The organism is Nocardia kruczakiae NBRC 101016, from assembly GCF_001612965.1.
Classification (GTDB): Bacteria; Actinomycetota; Actinomycetes; order Mycobacteriales; family Mycobacteriaceae; genus Nocardia; species Nocardia kruczakiae.
In genome coordinates, this window is sequence record NZ_BDBL01000001.1 from 190596 (window position 1) to 207399 (window position 16804).

The 16804-nt window shown below is 68.9% G+C and carries 9 protein-coding genes; all 9 read left to right on the forward strand.

The annotated features are described in order from the left end of the window. The first annotated feature begins 5 nt into the window (after positions 1-5). Entirely contained in the window at positions 6-656 is a 651-nt protein-coding gene (locus NK1_RS00470) for a GNAT family N-acetyltransferase (protein ID WP_036505451.1), read from the forward strand. A gap of 229 nt (positions 657-885) precedes the next feature. After that, entirely contained in the window at positions 886-2109 is a 1224-nt protein-coding gene (sepX, locus tag NK1_RS00475) for a divisome protein SepX/GlpR (protein ID WP_063006653.1), read from the forward strand. A 497-nt stretch (positions 2110-2606) separates the two neighbouring features. Continuing rightward, on the forward strand, positions 2607-3572 hold the full coding sequence (locus NK1_RS00480; RefSeq protein ID WP_063006654.1) for a ferritin family protein: 966 nt from the start codon (positions 2607-2609) through the stop codon (positions 3570-3572). A gap of 24 nt (positions 3573-3596) precedes the next feature. Then, positions 3597-3854, forward strand: coding sequence for an acyl carrier protein (locus NK1_RS00485; RefSeq protein ID WP_030515113.1), 258 nt, complete (start codon positions 3597-3599; stop codon positions 3852-3854). Continuing rightward, the gene (locus NK1_RS00490) at positions 3824-5482 is read left to right on the forward strand and encodes an AMP-binding protein (protein ID WP_084460469.1); all 1659 of its coding nucleotides are present in this window, start codon (positions 3824-3826) and stop codon (positions 5480-5482) included. The genes NK1_RS00485 and NK1_RS00490 overlap by 31 nt, the downstream gene beginning before the upstream one ends. 2 nt (positions 5483-5484) lie before the next feature. Then, positions 5485-6630 (forward strand): acyltransferase, encoded by a 1146-nt coding sequence (locus NK1_RS00495; protein WP_063006656.1) that lies wholly within the window; start codon positions 5485-5487, stop codon positions 6628-6630. A gap of 15 nt (positions 6631-6645) precedes the next feature. Then, positions 6646-7470, forward strand: a complete 825-nt coding sequence (locus NK1_RS00500) for a class I SAM-dependent methyltransferase (RefSeq protein WP_084460470.1) — start codon at positions 6646-6648, stop codon at positions 7468-7470. Between the two features lie 9 nt (positions 7471-7479). Continuing rightward, complete coding sequence (locus NK1_RS00505) at positions 7480-9276, forward strand: carbamoyltransferase family protein (protein ID WP_063006658.1); 1797 nt, start codon at positions 7480-7482, stop codon at positions 9274-9276. 16 nt (positions 9277-9292) lie between these two features. Beyond that, positions 9293-16801, forward strand: coding sequence for an amino acid adenylation domain-containing protein (locus NK1_RS00510; RefSeq protein WP_063006659.1), 7509 nt, complete (start codon positions 9293-9295; stop codon positions 16799-16801). The last annotated feature ends 3 nt before the right edge of the window (positions 16802-16804 follow it).

Here is a 16804-nt window from a genome sequence, read left to right on the forward strand (position 1 = left end):
TGGACATGAACGTATTCCGGGCCGCCCAGCATCCCGGCTGGCCCGCCCATCTCGGTCCGGTTCGGGTCGCGGGCGGGCGGGTGACCCTGCGCCCGATCCGGCTGCGCGACGCGGCCGCCTGGTCGCGCATCCGGCTGCGCGACCGCGAACATCTGGAGCCGTGGGAGCCGACCGGCCGGGGTAGCTGGGAGGCGCGCAATCACGCCTCCAACTGGCCCGCGCTGTGGTCGAGTCTGAAGGCCGAGGCGCGGCGGGGCGCGATGGTGCCGTTGGTGATCGAGGTCGACGGATCCTTCGGCGGCCAGCTGACCATCGGCAACATCGTGCGCGGTGCGCTGCGTTCGGCGTGGATCGGCTACTGGGTCGCCAAGGACGTCGGCGGCCAGGGGGTGGCCACCGCCGCGCTGGCGATGGGCCTGGACCACTGTTTCGGGCCCGTGGGCCTGCACCGTGTGGAGGCGACGGTGCGCCCGGAGAATCTGCCCAGCCAGGCGGTCCTGCGCAATGTGGGCTTTCGCGAGGAGGGCACATTGCGGCGCTATCTGGACGTCGACGGCGCGTGGCGGGACCATCTGCTGGTCGCGATGACCGCCGAGGAGGTATCCGGCACGGTCGTCGATCGCCTCATCCGCTCCGGTCGTGCCACGCCGCCGTGAGTGGCCCCGTCACGTGGCGTGTCCCGCGTCGACGCGCCCGCGCCGGGTGATGACCGGCTTGTGACGGGTGGGACGCGTGTGGGCGGCGCGCCTGCGGGATATTCCTGTGACGCCGGATTAACCTACGGACGTCGGTGGTGCGTCCGGTGCCAGGACGGAACAGGTGGCGAGAACCTGCCCAGTGGTCGAGAAGGGACAGTGGTCAGGCGGGGACGGAGGTGGGAGCGCGATGCCGAATTCGATCTTGTGGATCGCGCTGGTCGTGCTCTGGGTCTTCGTGCTGTTCCCGATGCTCGCGGATCGGCATCCGCGGATCCGCCGCACCACGGACGTGGCCCTGGCAACCCGGGTGCTGCATCGAGGCGGTACCAGACGACGTGCGAAGAAAGGGCCGGCCACCGGACATGAGACCGATCCGGACTGGGTGCCGGCCCCTCGGCAGAGAAGGCTTTCCCACGGCGATGATGCGGAGGACCGGATGACGACATCGGCCGATGAGCCCGTCATCGAGGACGACCGGAACGCACCCGAGCGCGCCGAATCGGAGGTGACGCGGGCCCGCCGGAGTGCCGGTGATCCGCCCGGTCGCGCCGACGCGGGCGAGGAGCACGCCCCCGAAACCCCCGTCGACGCCGCCGATGCCGAGCCGGGCGGCGACGACCGCGACGACATCGACGGCACAGCCGAACGCGAGGGCGACCATGACCTCGCCGGAGACGCCCACACCGGTGATCCGGACGGTGCCGAGGATCGTGAGGAGGCCGACGACGTACCGGCCGCCGCCGCGACCGAGGATCGCCCCCAGACGAGCATGGCCCGCATCCCGCCCGCGCCCAGTGCGGTGGTTCCGGCCCGGCGCGGCGATGTGGATTCCGACGACGATTTCGACGACTCCGGTGATTTCGACGACCGCGCCGGCGACGAACCCGGATCGACCGCACGCGATTTCGTCCCGTCCCGGCGTGGCCGCGGCGGGTTCGATCCGGAGGCCGACGCGATCGCACGCGCGGCCCGGTATCGCTTCCGGCAGCGCACCGCACTCGGATTGATCCTGAGCACATTGCTTTTCGGCGCCTTCGCGATCGTCGTGAGCGCGACCCTGTGGTGGGGTTGTGCGCTCTCGGTGGTGGCGTTCGGGGCCTACCTGGCGTATCTGCGGCGGCAGGTGCGCTTCGAGGAGGACATCCGACGGCGTCGCGCCGCGCGGCTGCCCGGGGCGCGGCAGCGCCCGGCCGGCAACACCGAACCCGTTGCGCAGGACCAGGTCCGGACCGAGCGGCGCCCGGGCATGGACCGCGATGCCGCTCGTGCCCTGCGCCGCCGCGCGGTGGTGCTCGACGTCGACGACGAGGACCCGCTGTTCGACCATCTGGAGCACTTCGACGCCGCCGCTGCCCGGGCCACCCGGAACCGGGCCGCGGGAGGCGAAATCCGCCGCGCCGCAGGCGAATAGGAGCCGACAGCCGGTCGCCGACGGCCGCCGCATCGTAGCCAGGGGCTGCGAGCGGCGGCCGTTTCGGCGTGCTGGGGCGATTTTCACCGCTGTGGACGGGCCTATCGGCATCTGTGGCTAACTTCTCGCATCCCACCTGGGGGGTGGGGTGTGGTGGGCTGTCAGCCGGAATGTGAAACGCCCGTGTCCACTCACCGGGAATGCCGAGAAGGCGGCAAATTCATAGATAACCTTTTGCCGTTGTGATCTGCTCGTTACGAGTGGCTCGCGGGCTATTTCGGGAGTAAGCTCGGGCACCGTGCAGAATCGCTGTCCACAAGATCGAAGGATTTAATCCTTCCGGTACGGATGCGTGGTCACGGGTATTGACACGCCGCAGCAGGTGAGGACGCTGCGCGTGGGGTAGCTGGGCGGTTGGAAGGGTTGATCGACGTGTATGAAAGCACTCTGCTATCGATTTTCACCGGCCTGCCGTCGTAACAGATCGAGAAATCGCGATGAACAATTCAACGGTCATCGACGAGATCGAGATCGATCTTGCCGAACGGGTCACCGCGCTCGATCTCTATCGCCGCTGGGAAATGCAGCAATGGCAGGCGCAGAGCCTGGAATACGAGCGTGATGCCGAGGGGTGGACCCAGCTGCCGGCCTTCGCGCGGTTGCCGCTGCTGGCCACCCTCGCGCGCTTCCTGATCGGCGAGACGACCGTGACCGAGACCTTGGCGCCGCTGGCCTACGCCGCGCCCGAGGTCGACTACAAGATGTATCTGGCCACGCAGCTGGCCGACGAGGCACGCCACACCGTCTTCTTCCGGCGCTACCTGGCCTTCCTCTCCGAAACCCTCGGCAACGAGGAGTTGTCGCAGGTCAGCGGCGTCGATCGGGTGGGCGACCTGTTCGAGAAGGCGCTCGTGGACGCGGTCGAGCGGGTGCGGGAGGACCCGGCCGACACCGCCGCCTGGTACGAGGGGGTGGTGGTCTACCACCTGCTGGTCGAGGGTGCGGTGGCGATGACCGGTCTGCACACCGTGCTGGGCACCGTGCGGGCGCTGCCGCGCTTCGACATCCTGCGGACCGGCATCACGAATGTCGCCCGTGACGAATCGCGGCATATTTCCTTCGGTGTGCTGGCATTGCGCAACGGCGTCCGCGGCGGATATCGCGATCATATTGTGGAGATGATTCGCGGACATCTTCCGGCGGCGGCCCGGACTCTGGTCGATCCGGAAACCCGGGATCCGTTTCCGCGATTGGTTCCGGTTTTGCAGAAGCGCGCCGAGATACTTCACGAACAATGGGAATTCGCGGAAAGTTCTCTCGGCCGCAGAATGACGTCCATCGGAATACCGAGCGACATTATTTCGGAGCTCGCGGAAAACTGGCGGGAATCCTGCACGGCGGCCGCCGGAGAATATGCCGATATACACGGCGAATCACATCCGATCACGTACCTCGTGCGGTGAACACAAACAATTCGGGAGCATTTCGTGGACGAAAATGAAGTGCGCGACCAGGTACGGGAACTGGTCCGTCGGCACGCCCCCCAGCCTTCGGCGGAATTGGCCTCCGATGATGTGCTGGCCGAACAGTTGGGTTACGACTCGCTGGCCCTGATCGAACTCGCGCTCGGCCTGCAGGTGCGTTTCGGAATCGACGCCGGCGGTGACTCCGGTGCGACCAATGTGGTGACCGTCGGCGATATCGAGCAGATGGTGTGCGACGCGCTGCGGGCGAAACAGCCGTGACGGGCCTGCTCGACTGGCTGGCCTACGACGGTGAGGACCGCGGCTGGACCATCGCCGCCGAGGGCGAATGGCGGCGCGTCGGCTACCCCCGGCTGAGTGAGCAGGTGCGGCGGGTGGCCGCGGCCTGTATCGACGCCGGGGTACGTCCGGGTGCGGTGGTTTCCATCGTGGAATCGGCTCCGGAACGATTCATGACGAATTTCTTCGGCGTGCTGGCCGCAGGGGCGACACCGAATCCGCTGGCGCCGCCGCTACCGCTGCAGAACGAGTCGGCGTATCGGCAGCAACTGTCGGCATTGCTGGCCGCGGCCGCCCCGTCGGCGATCATCGTGGCCGAGGAACTCGCCGCGGTGGTTCATCCGGTGCTCGAATCCCTGGGCGAAGTCACGATTGTCGGGACGTCGAATGAGACCCCCGCCGTGACGGAACTGCCGGGCTGCGAACCCGACCGGATCGGGTTGCTCCAATTCACCTCCGGCAGTAGCGGTTCGCCCAAAGCGGTGCGGGTATCGGTGGCGAATCTGGAGGCCAATTGCGCCGCGATCGACCGGTGGCTGGAGTTTCGGCCGACGGACCGGATCGCCACCTGGCTGCCGCCGTATCACGATATGGGGCTGATCGGCTGCATCATCACGCCGACCATTCTGAATCTGGACATTCAGGCCATGACGCCGATCGATTTCATTCGAGATCCGCTGTCGTGGCTGTCCTGTTTCGGCCGCGACGGTGCGACGATCACGGCGACACCGAACTTCGCGCTGGCGTATCTGCTGCGAAAGATGACCGACGACGCCTTGGCCGGAATGGATTTCGATCCCTGGCGGGTGATGATCGTGGGCGCCGAACGGATCGACCCGGCGATTCTGCGCGGCTTCGCCGAGCGGCTGGCGCCGTACGGATTCGATTCGCGCACACCGTGTCCCGCCTACGGGCTCGCCGAGGGCACGCTCGCGGTATCCGGTCTGCGCCCCTCGGAGCCGGTGCAGGCCGCCGCGGTGACACCCGACACCGGCGCCGTGGACGGTCCGTTCGATCTGATGTCCGCCCCGCTCGAGGACGGCCGGCGCTGGCTGGTCGGCTGCGGCGCACCGCTGGACGGGGTGACGGTGCGGACCGCGTCGACCGACGAATATGCCGGAGCTCCGGGCGAATTGATCGTCGGTGGTCCGAGCGTCGCCCGGGAGTACCAGACGGCCGAGGGCACTCGCGACCTGGCGCGTGCCGAGGACGGCGCTCTGGCGACCGGTGACGCGGGCCTGCTGGTGGGCGGGCAACTGTATCCGATCGGCCGGGTCGGCGACGCGGTGAAGGTGCGCGGGCGCACGGTCTATGCCGAGGATATCGAGGCGGCCGTGGTGGAGGCATTCGGCGTGCCCGCCAATCGTGTGGTCGCGCTGGCCGGCAACGCCTTCGGCGCCGCGCGCGTCGCCGTGCTGGTCGAGGACAAGCCGGTGGAGGCCGTGCGGCTGCGGCAGGTTTTGGCCGGGCAGCTCGGAGCGGAGACGTCGCTGCGGTTGTTCATCGGCGACCGGGGACTCATCGCGCGCACCACCAGCGGTAAGCCGCGGCGGCGGGTGATGTGGAACCAGTTGCTGCAGGGGGAATTCGACGCCCTGGAGAGGAGTTGACGATGGCGCCGGTACCGCTGTCGACCGTCGACCACATGTGGACGGCGAATATGGCCGGTCCGCTGCAGTTCGTGGTGGAGTTCGGCGAGGTGCTCGACGCCGATCGGATCGTCGAGGCCTATGTCGAGACCGCCCGCGAATTCGTCGGTGCGGACGCGGCACTGGTGCAACTCGACGAGCGCACCTTGGCGCTCGACGTCGACGACCCGCGCCCCGCGATCCGGGCCACGGTCGCCGAATCCACCGTGCCGCTGAGCGAATGCCTCGACCCGGTCGAGATCGGGGTGGGCCATGTGCTCGCCCGCGGCCGGGTGGTGACCCGCGGCGAGCGCACGGCCGTCGGGCTGTCGATGTCGCACGGCCTGTCAGACGGCTACGGCATGTTCTTCTTCATGGCGGCATGGGCGGCTCGGGCACGCGGTGCTCGCTTCCTGTCGCCGCGCTGCGACCGCGAGGTGCTGACGCGGCCGCAGGCTCGCGACCGCGACAGCGTCGATCCGGATGCGTTGCGCCGGGCCGGTTTCGTCACCGTCGAGCCGGATCTGGAACTGCCCGAACTCGACGTCCACACCGGCCGGCTCGACCTCACCGAATGTGAGGCGCAGGCGGAGGTCTCGGGGCTGTCGACCGCGGATCTGGTGGCGGCGGGCCTGTTTCGCGACTACGCGGCGACCAAGGACACCGAGCGGGTGACCCTGGCCTGCCCGGTCGACATCCGTCGCTTCGTCCGCGAGCTGGGCCCCACATATTTCGGTAATGCCTTCGTGCAGGTGCTGATCGATGTCGACACCGAACGGGTTCGCGACGCGTCGGTTCCGGAGATCGCCGGCTGGGTGCGGGATGCGGTCGCCACCGCGCCCGAGCGTATCGACGACGCGATCGCCGAACTCGAGGCGTTCCTGCAGGTGCACGGCATCGCCGGGCTCGACCGGGTATGGGGATATCCGCCGCAGTCGGGCTTCCTGGTCAGCAATCTGTCCCGGATCCCCGCCTCCTGGCTGGATTTCGGCGCCGGGCCGCCGGTCGGTCTGGTGACACCGGGCCGCCGGCCGCGCCAGGACGGGGCCTATCTGCTGCCCGATCCGGAGCGGGCACACAGCCTGCAATGGGCCTCCACGCTCGAGCACGAACCGGCCGCGCGTTCGTAGAGAGACGAATCCGATATGGCTGCAGCGATGACCTACAGCATGGCCGTCGGCGATCGCGACGCGGCGCGCCTGGCCCTGCTGGATCAGCATTACAACCCGAGTTCCCGGGCCTTCCTCGAGTCGGTCGGACTCTGTGCCGGTGCGACGGTGGCCGATATCGGCTGCGGGCACGGCGCGATGACGGCCTGGCTGGCCGAGCGGGTCGGGCCGGACGGCATCGTCTACGCCGTCGACGCCTCCGCCGAACAGCTCGAGATCGCCCGCCGGTTGGTGGGCGATCTGCCGCAGGTGCGTTACGTGCACGCGCGCATCGAGGACGCACCGCTCGAACCCGGCTCGGTCGACTGGGTGTACAGCCGCTTCCTGCTGATGCACGTGGCCGACGCCGCCGCCGCGCTCACCGCGATGGCGCGCATGCTCGCCGACGACGGTGCGCTGCTGCTCGAGATGTCCGACGTCGGGGCATTGCGATTCGTCCCCGCCGACGATCCGGCGGCGGATCTGTGGCGGCAGTGGTGGTTCGCCCTCGGCCGGGCGCGCGGCGCCGCGCACGACATCTACGACCGCACTCCGCAACTGCTCACCGAGGCCGGCTTCATCATCGCGCGGCGCGACCGCTTTCAGCCGGTGTCGGCGATGCCGGAGGCGAAGATGTTGCACGCCTTGGGTTTCGAACAGTGCGTGCCGGCATACCTGGAACACGCCGGCGCCGACCCGGCGGCCATCGATGCCCATCGCGCCTTCCTGCAGCGCGTCGTCCCGGATACCGACATCACCGTCGAACTGTATGCGACCAGCCAGTATTTCGCCCGCAAACGTCCGCGGGCACGAAGATTGTGAGCCTCCGCCATGGTGAGAACACCAGCCGCGCAACCGAAGTCGATCATGGGGATCAGCGGTCTGCACAACAGTGTGCCGTTCAAACAGGCCCGCTTTCCGGGACTGGGCTGGCGGGACTATCGCATCACCCAGGGCTTCGATTCCGCGGCGGCGCTGCTGCACGAGGGCGAGCTGGTCAGCGCGGTCGCCGAGGAGCGGTTCACCGGCGAGAAGGCGACCGGCGCCTTTCCCGAACACGCCATCCGTTTCGGCTGCGAGCGGGCCGGAATCTCGGTCGATTCGCTCGACGTCCTCGCGCACGGCTTCTCCTACGAGCCGCTGCGCGCCGAATTCGACCACAGTGAACTCGGGCGCGCGCGCTTCCGCGAGGTCTTCGCCCGGCAGGTGCTGCTGGACAAACTCACCGAGACCTTCGGCGGGGACTGGGACGACCGGCTGGTGCAGGTACCGCATCACCTGGCCCATGCGGCCAGCACGTTCTACCCGAGCGGATTCGACTCGGCGCTGATCCTCGTGGCCGACGGCATGGGAGAGCAGCACAGCGCGACCGTCGCGCTCGGAACGGATGCGGGCATCGAACCGATCGCGACGGTCTCGGAGCTGAATTCCCTGGGAATTCTCTACGGCGTCTTCACCTACTATCTGGGCTTCGCGTTCGGCCTCGACGAATACAAGATCATGGGGCTGGCGCCCTACGGTGACCACCGCAAACACTTCGCGGCGATGATGGATCTCATTCATCTGCGGCCGGACGGTACTTTCACGATTCCCATCCTGTACCGCAACGAAACCGATCTGGACCGGGAAACCTACCGCGGCACACTGAAAGCCGTCGAGGAGATCTTCGGGCCGGCCCGCGGACCCGAGGACGAGCTGACCGACCACCACCGCGATATCGCGGCCGCCCTGCAGGCGGCACTCGAGGCGACGCTGCTGCATACGCTGCGCCACTTCCGCAAACAGACCGGTGCGAAGAATCTGTGCATGGCCGGCGGGGTCGCGCTCAACTGCACGGCGAACGGCGTGATTCTGCGCAGCCGCCAGTTCAAGCGCATGTTCATCCAGTCCGCGGCCGGCGACGACGGCACCGCGCTGGGTGCCGCGCTGTACGTCCACCATCAGCGTGACCAGGCGGCCCCGATCACGGGCATCGAGACCCCGCTGAACGGCCCGGAATACTCCGACGACGAGATCGCGGCGGCACTGGCGGGCCGGACCGATTGCACCGCAACGCGATTCGACGACTTCGCGGCACTGGCCGGCGAACTGGGCCGTCGGTTGGCCGCCGGGCAGATCGGGGCGCTGTTCCAGGGGCGCCTGGAGTACGGTCCGCGCGCTCTGGGTAATCGCAGCATTCTCGGTGACCCGCGCCATCCGCGGATGCGCGACATCATCAACGCGAAGGTCAAGAAGCGGGAGGGCTTCCGGCCCTTCGCCCCCGCGGTCCTCGACGAGTACGCGACCACGTATTTCGACATCAAGGACACCGAGGTCGACACCTATGCCTGGATGTTGTTCATCACCTCGGTGCGGCCGGAATTCCGTGAGGGGTTGCCGGCGGTCACCCATGTCGACGGATCGGCGCGGGTGCAGACGGTGTCGCGGGAGCGCAACGAACGGTTCTGGACGGTGATCGACGCCTTCCGGCAGGAAACCGGAACGCCGATCCTGCTGAACACCTCGTTCAACGTGAAGGGCCAGCCGATCGTGTGCACGCCGGCCGAGGGCCTGGACACCTTCGTCACCGCCGGACTGGACGTGCTGGCCATCGGCAATTACCTGGTAGAGCCGGTTCGCGCCGGATAAGTGGGATCGAGTTACTGTGCAAGCCGACTTTCTTCCCGGCGTCCTCGCCATCGCCACCGATTTCCGCCGCGCACCGGTGCAGCGATATCTGCGTGCCCGGGAGGAGTACCGCCTCGGCGCGTCCGGTCCGGCGTTGGCGGCGCTGGCCGCCCTGATCCACAGGTATTCCGAACACGCCGAGGTCACACTCGGTGTGATCGCGCCAGAGGATGATTCACCGATTCCGCTGCGAATCGCCGTCGAACCGGATCGCACGGCGGAAGCGCTGGCCGCCGAGGTCGCCGACGCCCGGTCGCGGCTGGTGGACGGACGCGCCGGTTTCGACATCGACGAGTTGATCGGGAAACTCTGCCCCACACCGGTCTTCGATCGGCATCCGCTGTTCCAGATCGCCTACTGCGAGCTCACCGGCGACCACGATCCGGACGCGGCGGAGGATGCGCTCGAGGCCGTCGTCGGCTGCGATCTGGTCTTCGTCGACGATCGCGGCGCCGGTGAACTGCGCTGTGAATACGATGCCGAGCTGTTCGAGCCGCAGACGGTGCGCCGGCTCCTCGCGCAGTGGGCGCTACTGATCGACGCGTTCACCGCCCATCCGGATACCGCGCTCGCGGCCTTGCCGATGCTGCCGGACGACGAGTGGACGGCCCTCGACGAGTGGTCGACCGGGCCGTCGGTGGCCCGCCCCGCGACCACCCTGCACGCGCTGATCGCCGAACGAGCGGCGCGCCGGCCGCACAGTCCCGCCGTGATGTCCGAGGCGGGCACGCTGAGCTACGGCGAACTCGACGACCGCGCGGCGCGGGCCGCCGGATACCTGAGCGCCGTGGGTGTGCGACCTCGGCAGATCGTCGCGCTGTGCCTGCGGCGCTCGCTCCGGGTGCCGGTGCTGGCGCTGGGCGTCATGAAGGCCGGTGCGGCCTATCTGCCGCTGGACCCGGCGGATCCGGATGCGCGGCTGGCGACGATTCTCGCGGATTCCGGTGCGTCGGTGGTGCTGTGCGACGATGCCGGCATCGCCGGGCGCTTATCGGTCGAGGGCGTCACGGCGATCGATCTGGATGCGGTATGGGACGACCTGGAACAGGTCGAGCCCGCGCCCGCGCGGGTCGGAGCGCCGACGGATCTGGCCTACGTCATCTACACCTCCGGCTCGACCGGCCGGCCCAAAGGTGTGCTGATCGAACACGCGGCGATCTGTAATCGCCTGCTGCACGACGCGATTCGCATCGACGAGTCCGATCGGGTGTTGCAGAAGACGCCGCTGACCTTCGACGTGTCGGTGTGGGATCTGTTCTATCCGCTGGTGCACGGTGCGCAGTCGGTGCTGTGCGATGCGGAGGGGCACCGGGATTCGCGCTACCTGCTGGAAACCATTCGCGCGCAGCAGATCACCGTTGCTCACTTCGTGCCCTCGATGTTGCGCACGTGGCTGGCCGAGCCGGGCGTCGAGGGGTGCACCTCGCTACGCTATGTGACCACCAGCGGTGAGGCGCTGCCCGCGGATGTGGCCGCCGAATTCCATCGGCTGCTGCCGGATACCGCGCTGCACAACTATTACGGACCGACCGAAGCCGCCGTCGACGTCACCTGTGAACAGGTACTTCCGGGAGCGGCGGTCACCCTCGGCCGGCCGATCGAGAACGTGCGCGCCCTCGTCCTGGACGCAGCGGGACAGCTTGTGCCCGTGGGTGTTCCGGGACAGCTGCATCTGGCCGGCGTCTGTCTGGCGCGTGGCTATGTCGATCCCGCCGACGAGAGCGGCCGCTTCGTGGCCGATCGGCGGACCGGAGAACGGCTGTACGCCACCGGCGATCGGGTGCGGCGACTGCCGGACGGACGCCTGGAATATCTCGGCCGGGCCGACCATCAGCTGAAATTGCGGGGCCTGCGCATCGAGGCCGGTGAGGTCGAGGCGGTGTTGCGCACCGCCGACGGGGTGCGCGAGGCCGTGGTCACTGTCTTCGGTGATGATCCGCAGCGCAGCGAACTGGTCGGCTACGTGAGCCCCGCGGACGACGCGGTGGTCGACGCCGATACGTTGCGTGAGCACGCCCGTGCGCTGCTGCCGGCCTATATGGTGCCGGCGAGAATTATCGTGCTCGAGAAGTTTCCACGTAACGCCGCCGGGAAGATCGACCGCAGGAGTTTGCCCGCACCCGTCGCGACGGTGCGCGGCGCAACCACAGCGTCAGCGAACGAACTCTCCGACGCGATAGCGGCGGTGTGGGCCCGAGTGCTCGAATGCGACTCGGTCCCCGCCACCGCGAATTTCTTCGATCTCGGCGGCAATTCACTGCTCGTCGCCCGGGTGCACCTGGCCTTGGAAGAGGCACTCGGCATCTCGATCGCGCGCACGGACCTGTTCCGCTACCCGACCGTGGCCGCACTGGCCGCGGCCCTCGCCGGCTCGGTGGCCGCCCGGGACGTGGCCGACGAGGCCGCCGACCGCAGCGGTCCGTTCGCGGTGATCGGGATGGCCGTGCGCGTGCCGGGCGCTGCCGACCTCGACGAATTCTGGGATGTCATCGCCGGTGCGCGCACGACGATGACCGACCTCGACGACGAGCAACTACGGGCCGCGGGCGAATCGGCCGAGCGCATCGCCGCGCCGAATTACGTGCGCACCGCGGCGGTTCTGGACGATATCGCCGGATTCGACGCCGACTACTTCGGTTTCACCGCCCGCGAGGCGCAGGTCACCGATCCGCAGCACCGGCTGCTGCTGGAATGCGCGGTCGAGGCGCTCGAACACGCGGGCTACGGTGGTGCGCCGCAGCGGCCGCGCACCGGGGTGTTCGTGGGCGGGCTGCCCAGCAGCTACTTCCATCGCTATTTCGCCGACGACTTCACCCAGCTGCCCTCCACTCAGCACTACCAGATCAAGGTGGGCAACGAACCGGACTTCCTGCCCACCTCGATCGCCTACCGCCTCGACCTGCGCGGACCTGCCGTCACCGTGCAGAGCGCGTGTTCGACCTCGCTGGTCGCGGTCCATCTGGCCTGTCAATCCATCGGGCGCGGCGAATGCGAGATCGCCGTGGCCGGTGGTGTGGCCGTGCGAGTGCCGGATCGCGTCGGCTACCTGCACCAGGAGGGGATGGTCGCCTCGCCCGACGGGCACTGCCGGGCCTTCGACGAGCAGGCCGGCGGCACGGTCTTCGGCAACGGTGCGGGCGTGGTCGTGCTCAAACGGCTCGACGACGCGGTGCGCGACGGTGATCGGATCTTCGCCGTGGTGCGCGGCACCGCGATCAACAACGACGGCGCGGCGAAGGTCGGCTTCACCGCGCCGAGTGTCGACGGCCAGGTCGAGGTCATCCGCCGGGCGCACCGTGTGGCCGGAGTCGCCCCTACGGAGATCGGATACGTCGAGGCGCACGGTACGGCCACCCCGATGGGTGATCCGATGGAGATCGCCGCGCTCACCGAAGCTTTCGGGGGACCGCGTGAGGATCGGTGCGACGTCGGGTCGGTGAAGGCCAATATCGGCCATCTCGATACCGCGGCCGGAGTCGCGGGATTCGTCAAGGCCGTGCTGGCATTGGATCACGCGGTGCTGCCGGGACTGGCGAATCTGGAGCGGCCCAGTAGCCGGATCCCGTGGTCCGAGACGCCGTTCCAGGTTTCGCCGCGCTCGCGGGCGTGGCCGTCGGATCGGCCGCGGATCGCCACCGTGTCGGCGTTCGGCATCGGCGGCACCAACGCACACGCGGTGCTCGAGGCGGCGCCGCCGCGCGCCGCCACCGACTTACCCGCGGGCTGGACCGGACTGTTCCGGTTGTCGGCGCGTTCCGATGCGGCCCTGCGCGACCTCGCGCAACGCTACCTCGATCGTCTGACCGACGATACGGCCGTCGAAGATGTCTGTTACACAACGGGTTTCGGTCGCGAGCAACACGAGCGTCGACTGGCCGCGGTGATCTCCTCGCTGCCGGAGTTGCGGGCGGCGCTGGCGGCGTACCTGCGTGGTGAACCCGCGGCGGCATTGTTCACCGCGGCGGAAGAGCATGCGGACCGGCGGCTGTGCCTGGTCCTGGGCGACGCTCCCGAAGCCGGTGTCGACGCATTCCTCGACCTGTACGCCGAGGATTCGGTGGTGCGGACGGCGCGGGCGGAGGTGACCGCCGCGCTCGGCGGCGCCGAACCCACCGGAGTACCAGCGGATCTGGGCCGGCTGTACGTCCTGGTGCAGGTGTGGCGGGCGTGCGGTCTGCAGTGGGATGCGGTGATCGGGTACGGCACAGGCGAATACGTGGCGGCGGCGATATCCGGTGTCGTGGATCTGGCGACCGCGATGCGCTACGCCGCCGCCGCGACACCGCTGACGACGGGTGGCGATCGCCGCGAGCTGTGGCTCGTCTCGCAAGCACCGGACGTCGAATCGTGCGTGACGGCCGCGGGGTGCGATCGGATGCTGGTCCTGGGCCGGCGCAGCGACGAACGCGCCCGGCTGCGGCTGGCCGCCGATCGGCACGGGGTGCACACCGTACTCGCGGCCGACGGGCCGCACGATGTCCAGCGGACCCTGCTGATCGCCGCGGCGAAACTCTATGCGGTCGGTATGGATATCTGCCCGACGCCGTGGGGGCCGTTCGCTCTGGGGCGCCGAATCCCGCTGCCCACCTACACCTTCCAGCGCAGCCACTTCTGGGTCGAACCGGAGCGTGCGCTTCGCCGTACCGTTCGCGCCGCCGAGGACGCCGGGCTGCCCGGCCGTCCGGTGGATCTGCCGCTTTCGGAGGAGATCCGTTACGAACGGAGTTTCGCCTGCGACTCCCCGTCGTACGTGACCGATCACCGGCTGTTCGGCACCGCGGTCGTGCCCGGTGCCTCGCATATCGCGATGGTGCTGGCCGCGGCGGCCCACCACATCGACGGGCCGTACGCGTTGCGGGACACGTTGTTCCTCCATCCGTTCGCCGTGTCCGACGGCGGGAGCCGCCGCGCCCAGTTGGTGCTGCGCCCGAACGGTTCGGGCTGGGACGTGACCCTGGTTGCGGAGGAGGAATCCGGTGCGGGTGTGGCGTGGCCAGCGCTGTTCCGCACCGCACTGGACAGCGCTCCCGCCGAATCGGATTCGACCTTCGGTGATGCCGATCGCGACGATGTTCTCGCTCGCTGTCCACAGGAGCTGTCCGGACTCGAGTTCTATCGGGACGTCTGGGTGCCGGGGCTCGACACCGGGAACTCCTTCCACTGGATCGAGACCATCTGGCGTGGCGACAACGAGGCACTGTGCCTGACCACCCGCCCCGAGGGTGTGGAGATCGGACCGGAACCGCTGCACGCCGGGCTGGTCGAAGCCGCGTTCCAGGTACTCAACAGCTGCTGGAAATACGACAACGCGCTGCTGCGGGCACAGGAGAACATCTACGTTCCGTTCAGTATCGACCGCTACTACTTCTCCGGTCGCCGCACCGAGGGCCCGCTGTGGATCCACGCCCGCTTGGCGGGCGGGCACGGCGCGGGGGACGAGGCGTTCACCGCGCATATCCGGATGTACGACGTCACCGGCGAATTGGTGGTCGCCGTGGACGGATTCGAATCGCGGCGCATCAGCCGCGCGCAGGTGGAGCGGGCGCTCGCCCACAAGACGGCCGATATCACCCACGAACAACACTGGCAGCGCACCGAGGCGGCCGGGGCGGGCGCCGAGCCGGTGTCGCTGCTGGTGGTCGACGACGAACCCGACCGGTTGAGCCGGTTCGCGCGGGTGCTGCGCGAGCGGTCGATTCCGGCCGTGTCCGTGCTGATCGGCGCGGAGGTACCGCCGGGCTCGGGCATCACCCGCCACGCGGCCACCGATGCCGAAATAGGGTCGTGGCCCGCGGAATTCGCCGCGGCGGATCGTCGCGGCTTCGTCGACCTACGCGGCCTGTCCGCGACGGACGACGAGAGCGCGCACTTCGTCGGCGAGGTCGCCCAGCGGTGTGCCGCGGCTGTGCGACCGTTACCGGCACTGGCGTCCGAACGCGTCCGCGTGTGGTGGCCGACTCGTGGCGCTCAGCCGGTGACCGGCGACGCCGACGTCACCGATCCGGCCGCGACCATGCTGTGGGGTGTCGCCACGGTCGTGCGTCGCGAGTATCCGGAATTGCGGTGCAGCACAGTCGATCTGGATGACGACGCCGATTCGTCGCTGGCACGTCTGGCGGAAGAGATCCACCGGTGGTCGCCGGAGATGCGAATCGCGCATCGCGGGCAGGATCGCTACGTCGCGCGGCTTCGCCGTGCACAGCCGGGAACGGATGTGCGGATCCGGCCCGATCGCAGTTATCTCGTCACGGGCGGTCTGCGGGGCATCGGCCCGCGCGTGGCGCGTCTGCTGGCCGAACAGGGCGCGGGCCACCTCGTACTCGTCGGCCGCACCGCCCCCGATCCGGAGACCGCGCAGCTGCTGGACGAGATCCGCGACGGTGGTTGCCCGATCACCGTGCACACCGCCGATATCGGCGCCGAATCACTCGCCGCCGTGGTCGCCACGGCGCCGCATCCGCTCGGCGGCATCGTGCACGCGGCCGGTGTGCTGGACGATGCGACGATCGCCGGGATGGATGCCGGCCGGTTCGAGAAGGTGCTCGCGCCCAAGGTCGGCGGGATTCGTTCGCTGCGCGAGATCATCGGCGCGGAAACCGATTTCGTGGTCTGCTTCTCGTCGCTGACGGCGACCGTGGGTGCGGGCGGGCAAGCCAACTACGCCGCGGCCAATGCCTACCTGGACGGGTACGCGTCCGTGCTGCGGGCCCAGGGCATCCCCGCCACCAGCATCGCGTGGGGGCCGTGGGGGGAGATCGGGATGGCGGCCCGTCTCGACGCCGAGGAACGCGAGCGCGCCCGGCTGCGCGGTTACCGCCCGCTCTCACCGGAACAGGGGCTGCGGTTGCTCGCCGGCAATCTGGTCGCAGCCGGACCGACGGTCGTCGCCGCGGATCTGGACTGGCCGAAACTTGCCACGGCCGCGGGCGGTGACCCGTGGTACGGAAGTATCGCCGCCACCCCCGCCGCTGCCGGACCGGCCGCCTCGCTGCGGGAACGGGCCCTGGCCGCTGCCCGGACCGACCGGCCGGCCCTCGTCCGTGATCTGACGGCCACCGAGGTGAAGGCGGTACTGGGACTCGACGACGGGCATCTGATCGACCCGGAGGAGGGGTTCACCCAGCTCGGCATGGATTCCCTCGCGGTCGTCGAACTGCGCTCACGCCTGCAGGACGGCTTCGGACTCGCGCTGCCCGCGACCTTCGGATTCGACTATCCGACCGTCGAGAAGGCGGCCGAATATCTTTCGGCCGCCATCTCTTCCGAGGAAGCCGACACGTCGGACGCGATCGTGGCCCCTGCGGCACATCGCGCCCGGCCGCAGCAGCCGACGGCGCAGGCCGGGCCACCGCACCCGGCCGCGACATCGCCGGCTTCGGCCGAGTCGCCACCGTCGGCCCGGCCAGCGGCACCCCCGCCGGAGGATCCGATCGCCGCCGAGCTGGCTCTGCTGGAGGCGGCATTACACAGCGACGCACAGTGGTGAGGG

What these genes read in the sequence shown, in the direction of transcription:
- NK1_RS00500 (WP_084460470.1), top strand. Translation starts at nt 6,646, where the DNA reads ATGGCTGCAGCGATGACCTACAGCATGGCCGTCGGCGATCGCGACGCG.
- NK1_RS00505 (WP_063006658.1), top strand. Translation starts at nt 7,480, where the DNA reads ATGGTGAGAACACCAGCCGCGCAACCGAAGTCGATCATGGGGATCAGC.
- NK1_RS00480 (WP_063006654.1), top strand. Translation starts at nt 2,607, where the DNA reads ATGAACAATTCAACGGTCATCGACGAGATCGAGATCGATCTTGCCGAA.
- NK1_RS00470 (WP_036505451.1), top strand. Translation starts at nt 6, where the DNA reads ATGAACGTATTCCGGGCCGCCCAGCATCCCGGCTGGCCCGCCCATCTC.
- sepX (WP_063006653.1), top strand. Translation starts at nt 886, where the DNA reads ATGCCGAATTCGATCTTGTGGATCGCGCTGGTCGTGCTCTGGGTCTTC.
- NK1_RS00495 (WP_063006656.1), top strand. Translation starts at nt 5,485, where the DNA reads ATGGCGCCGGTACCGCTGTCGACCGTCGACCACATGTGGACGGCGAAT.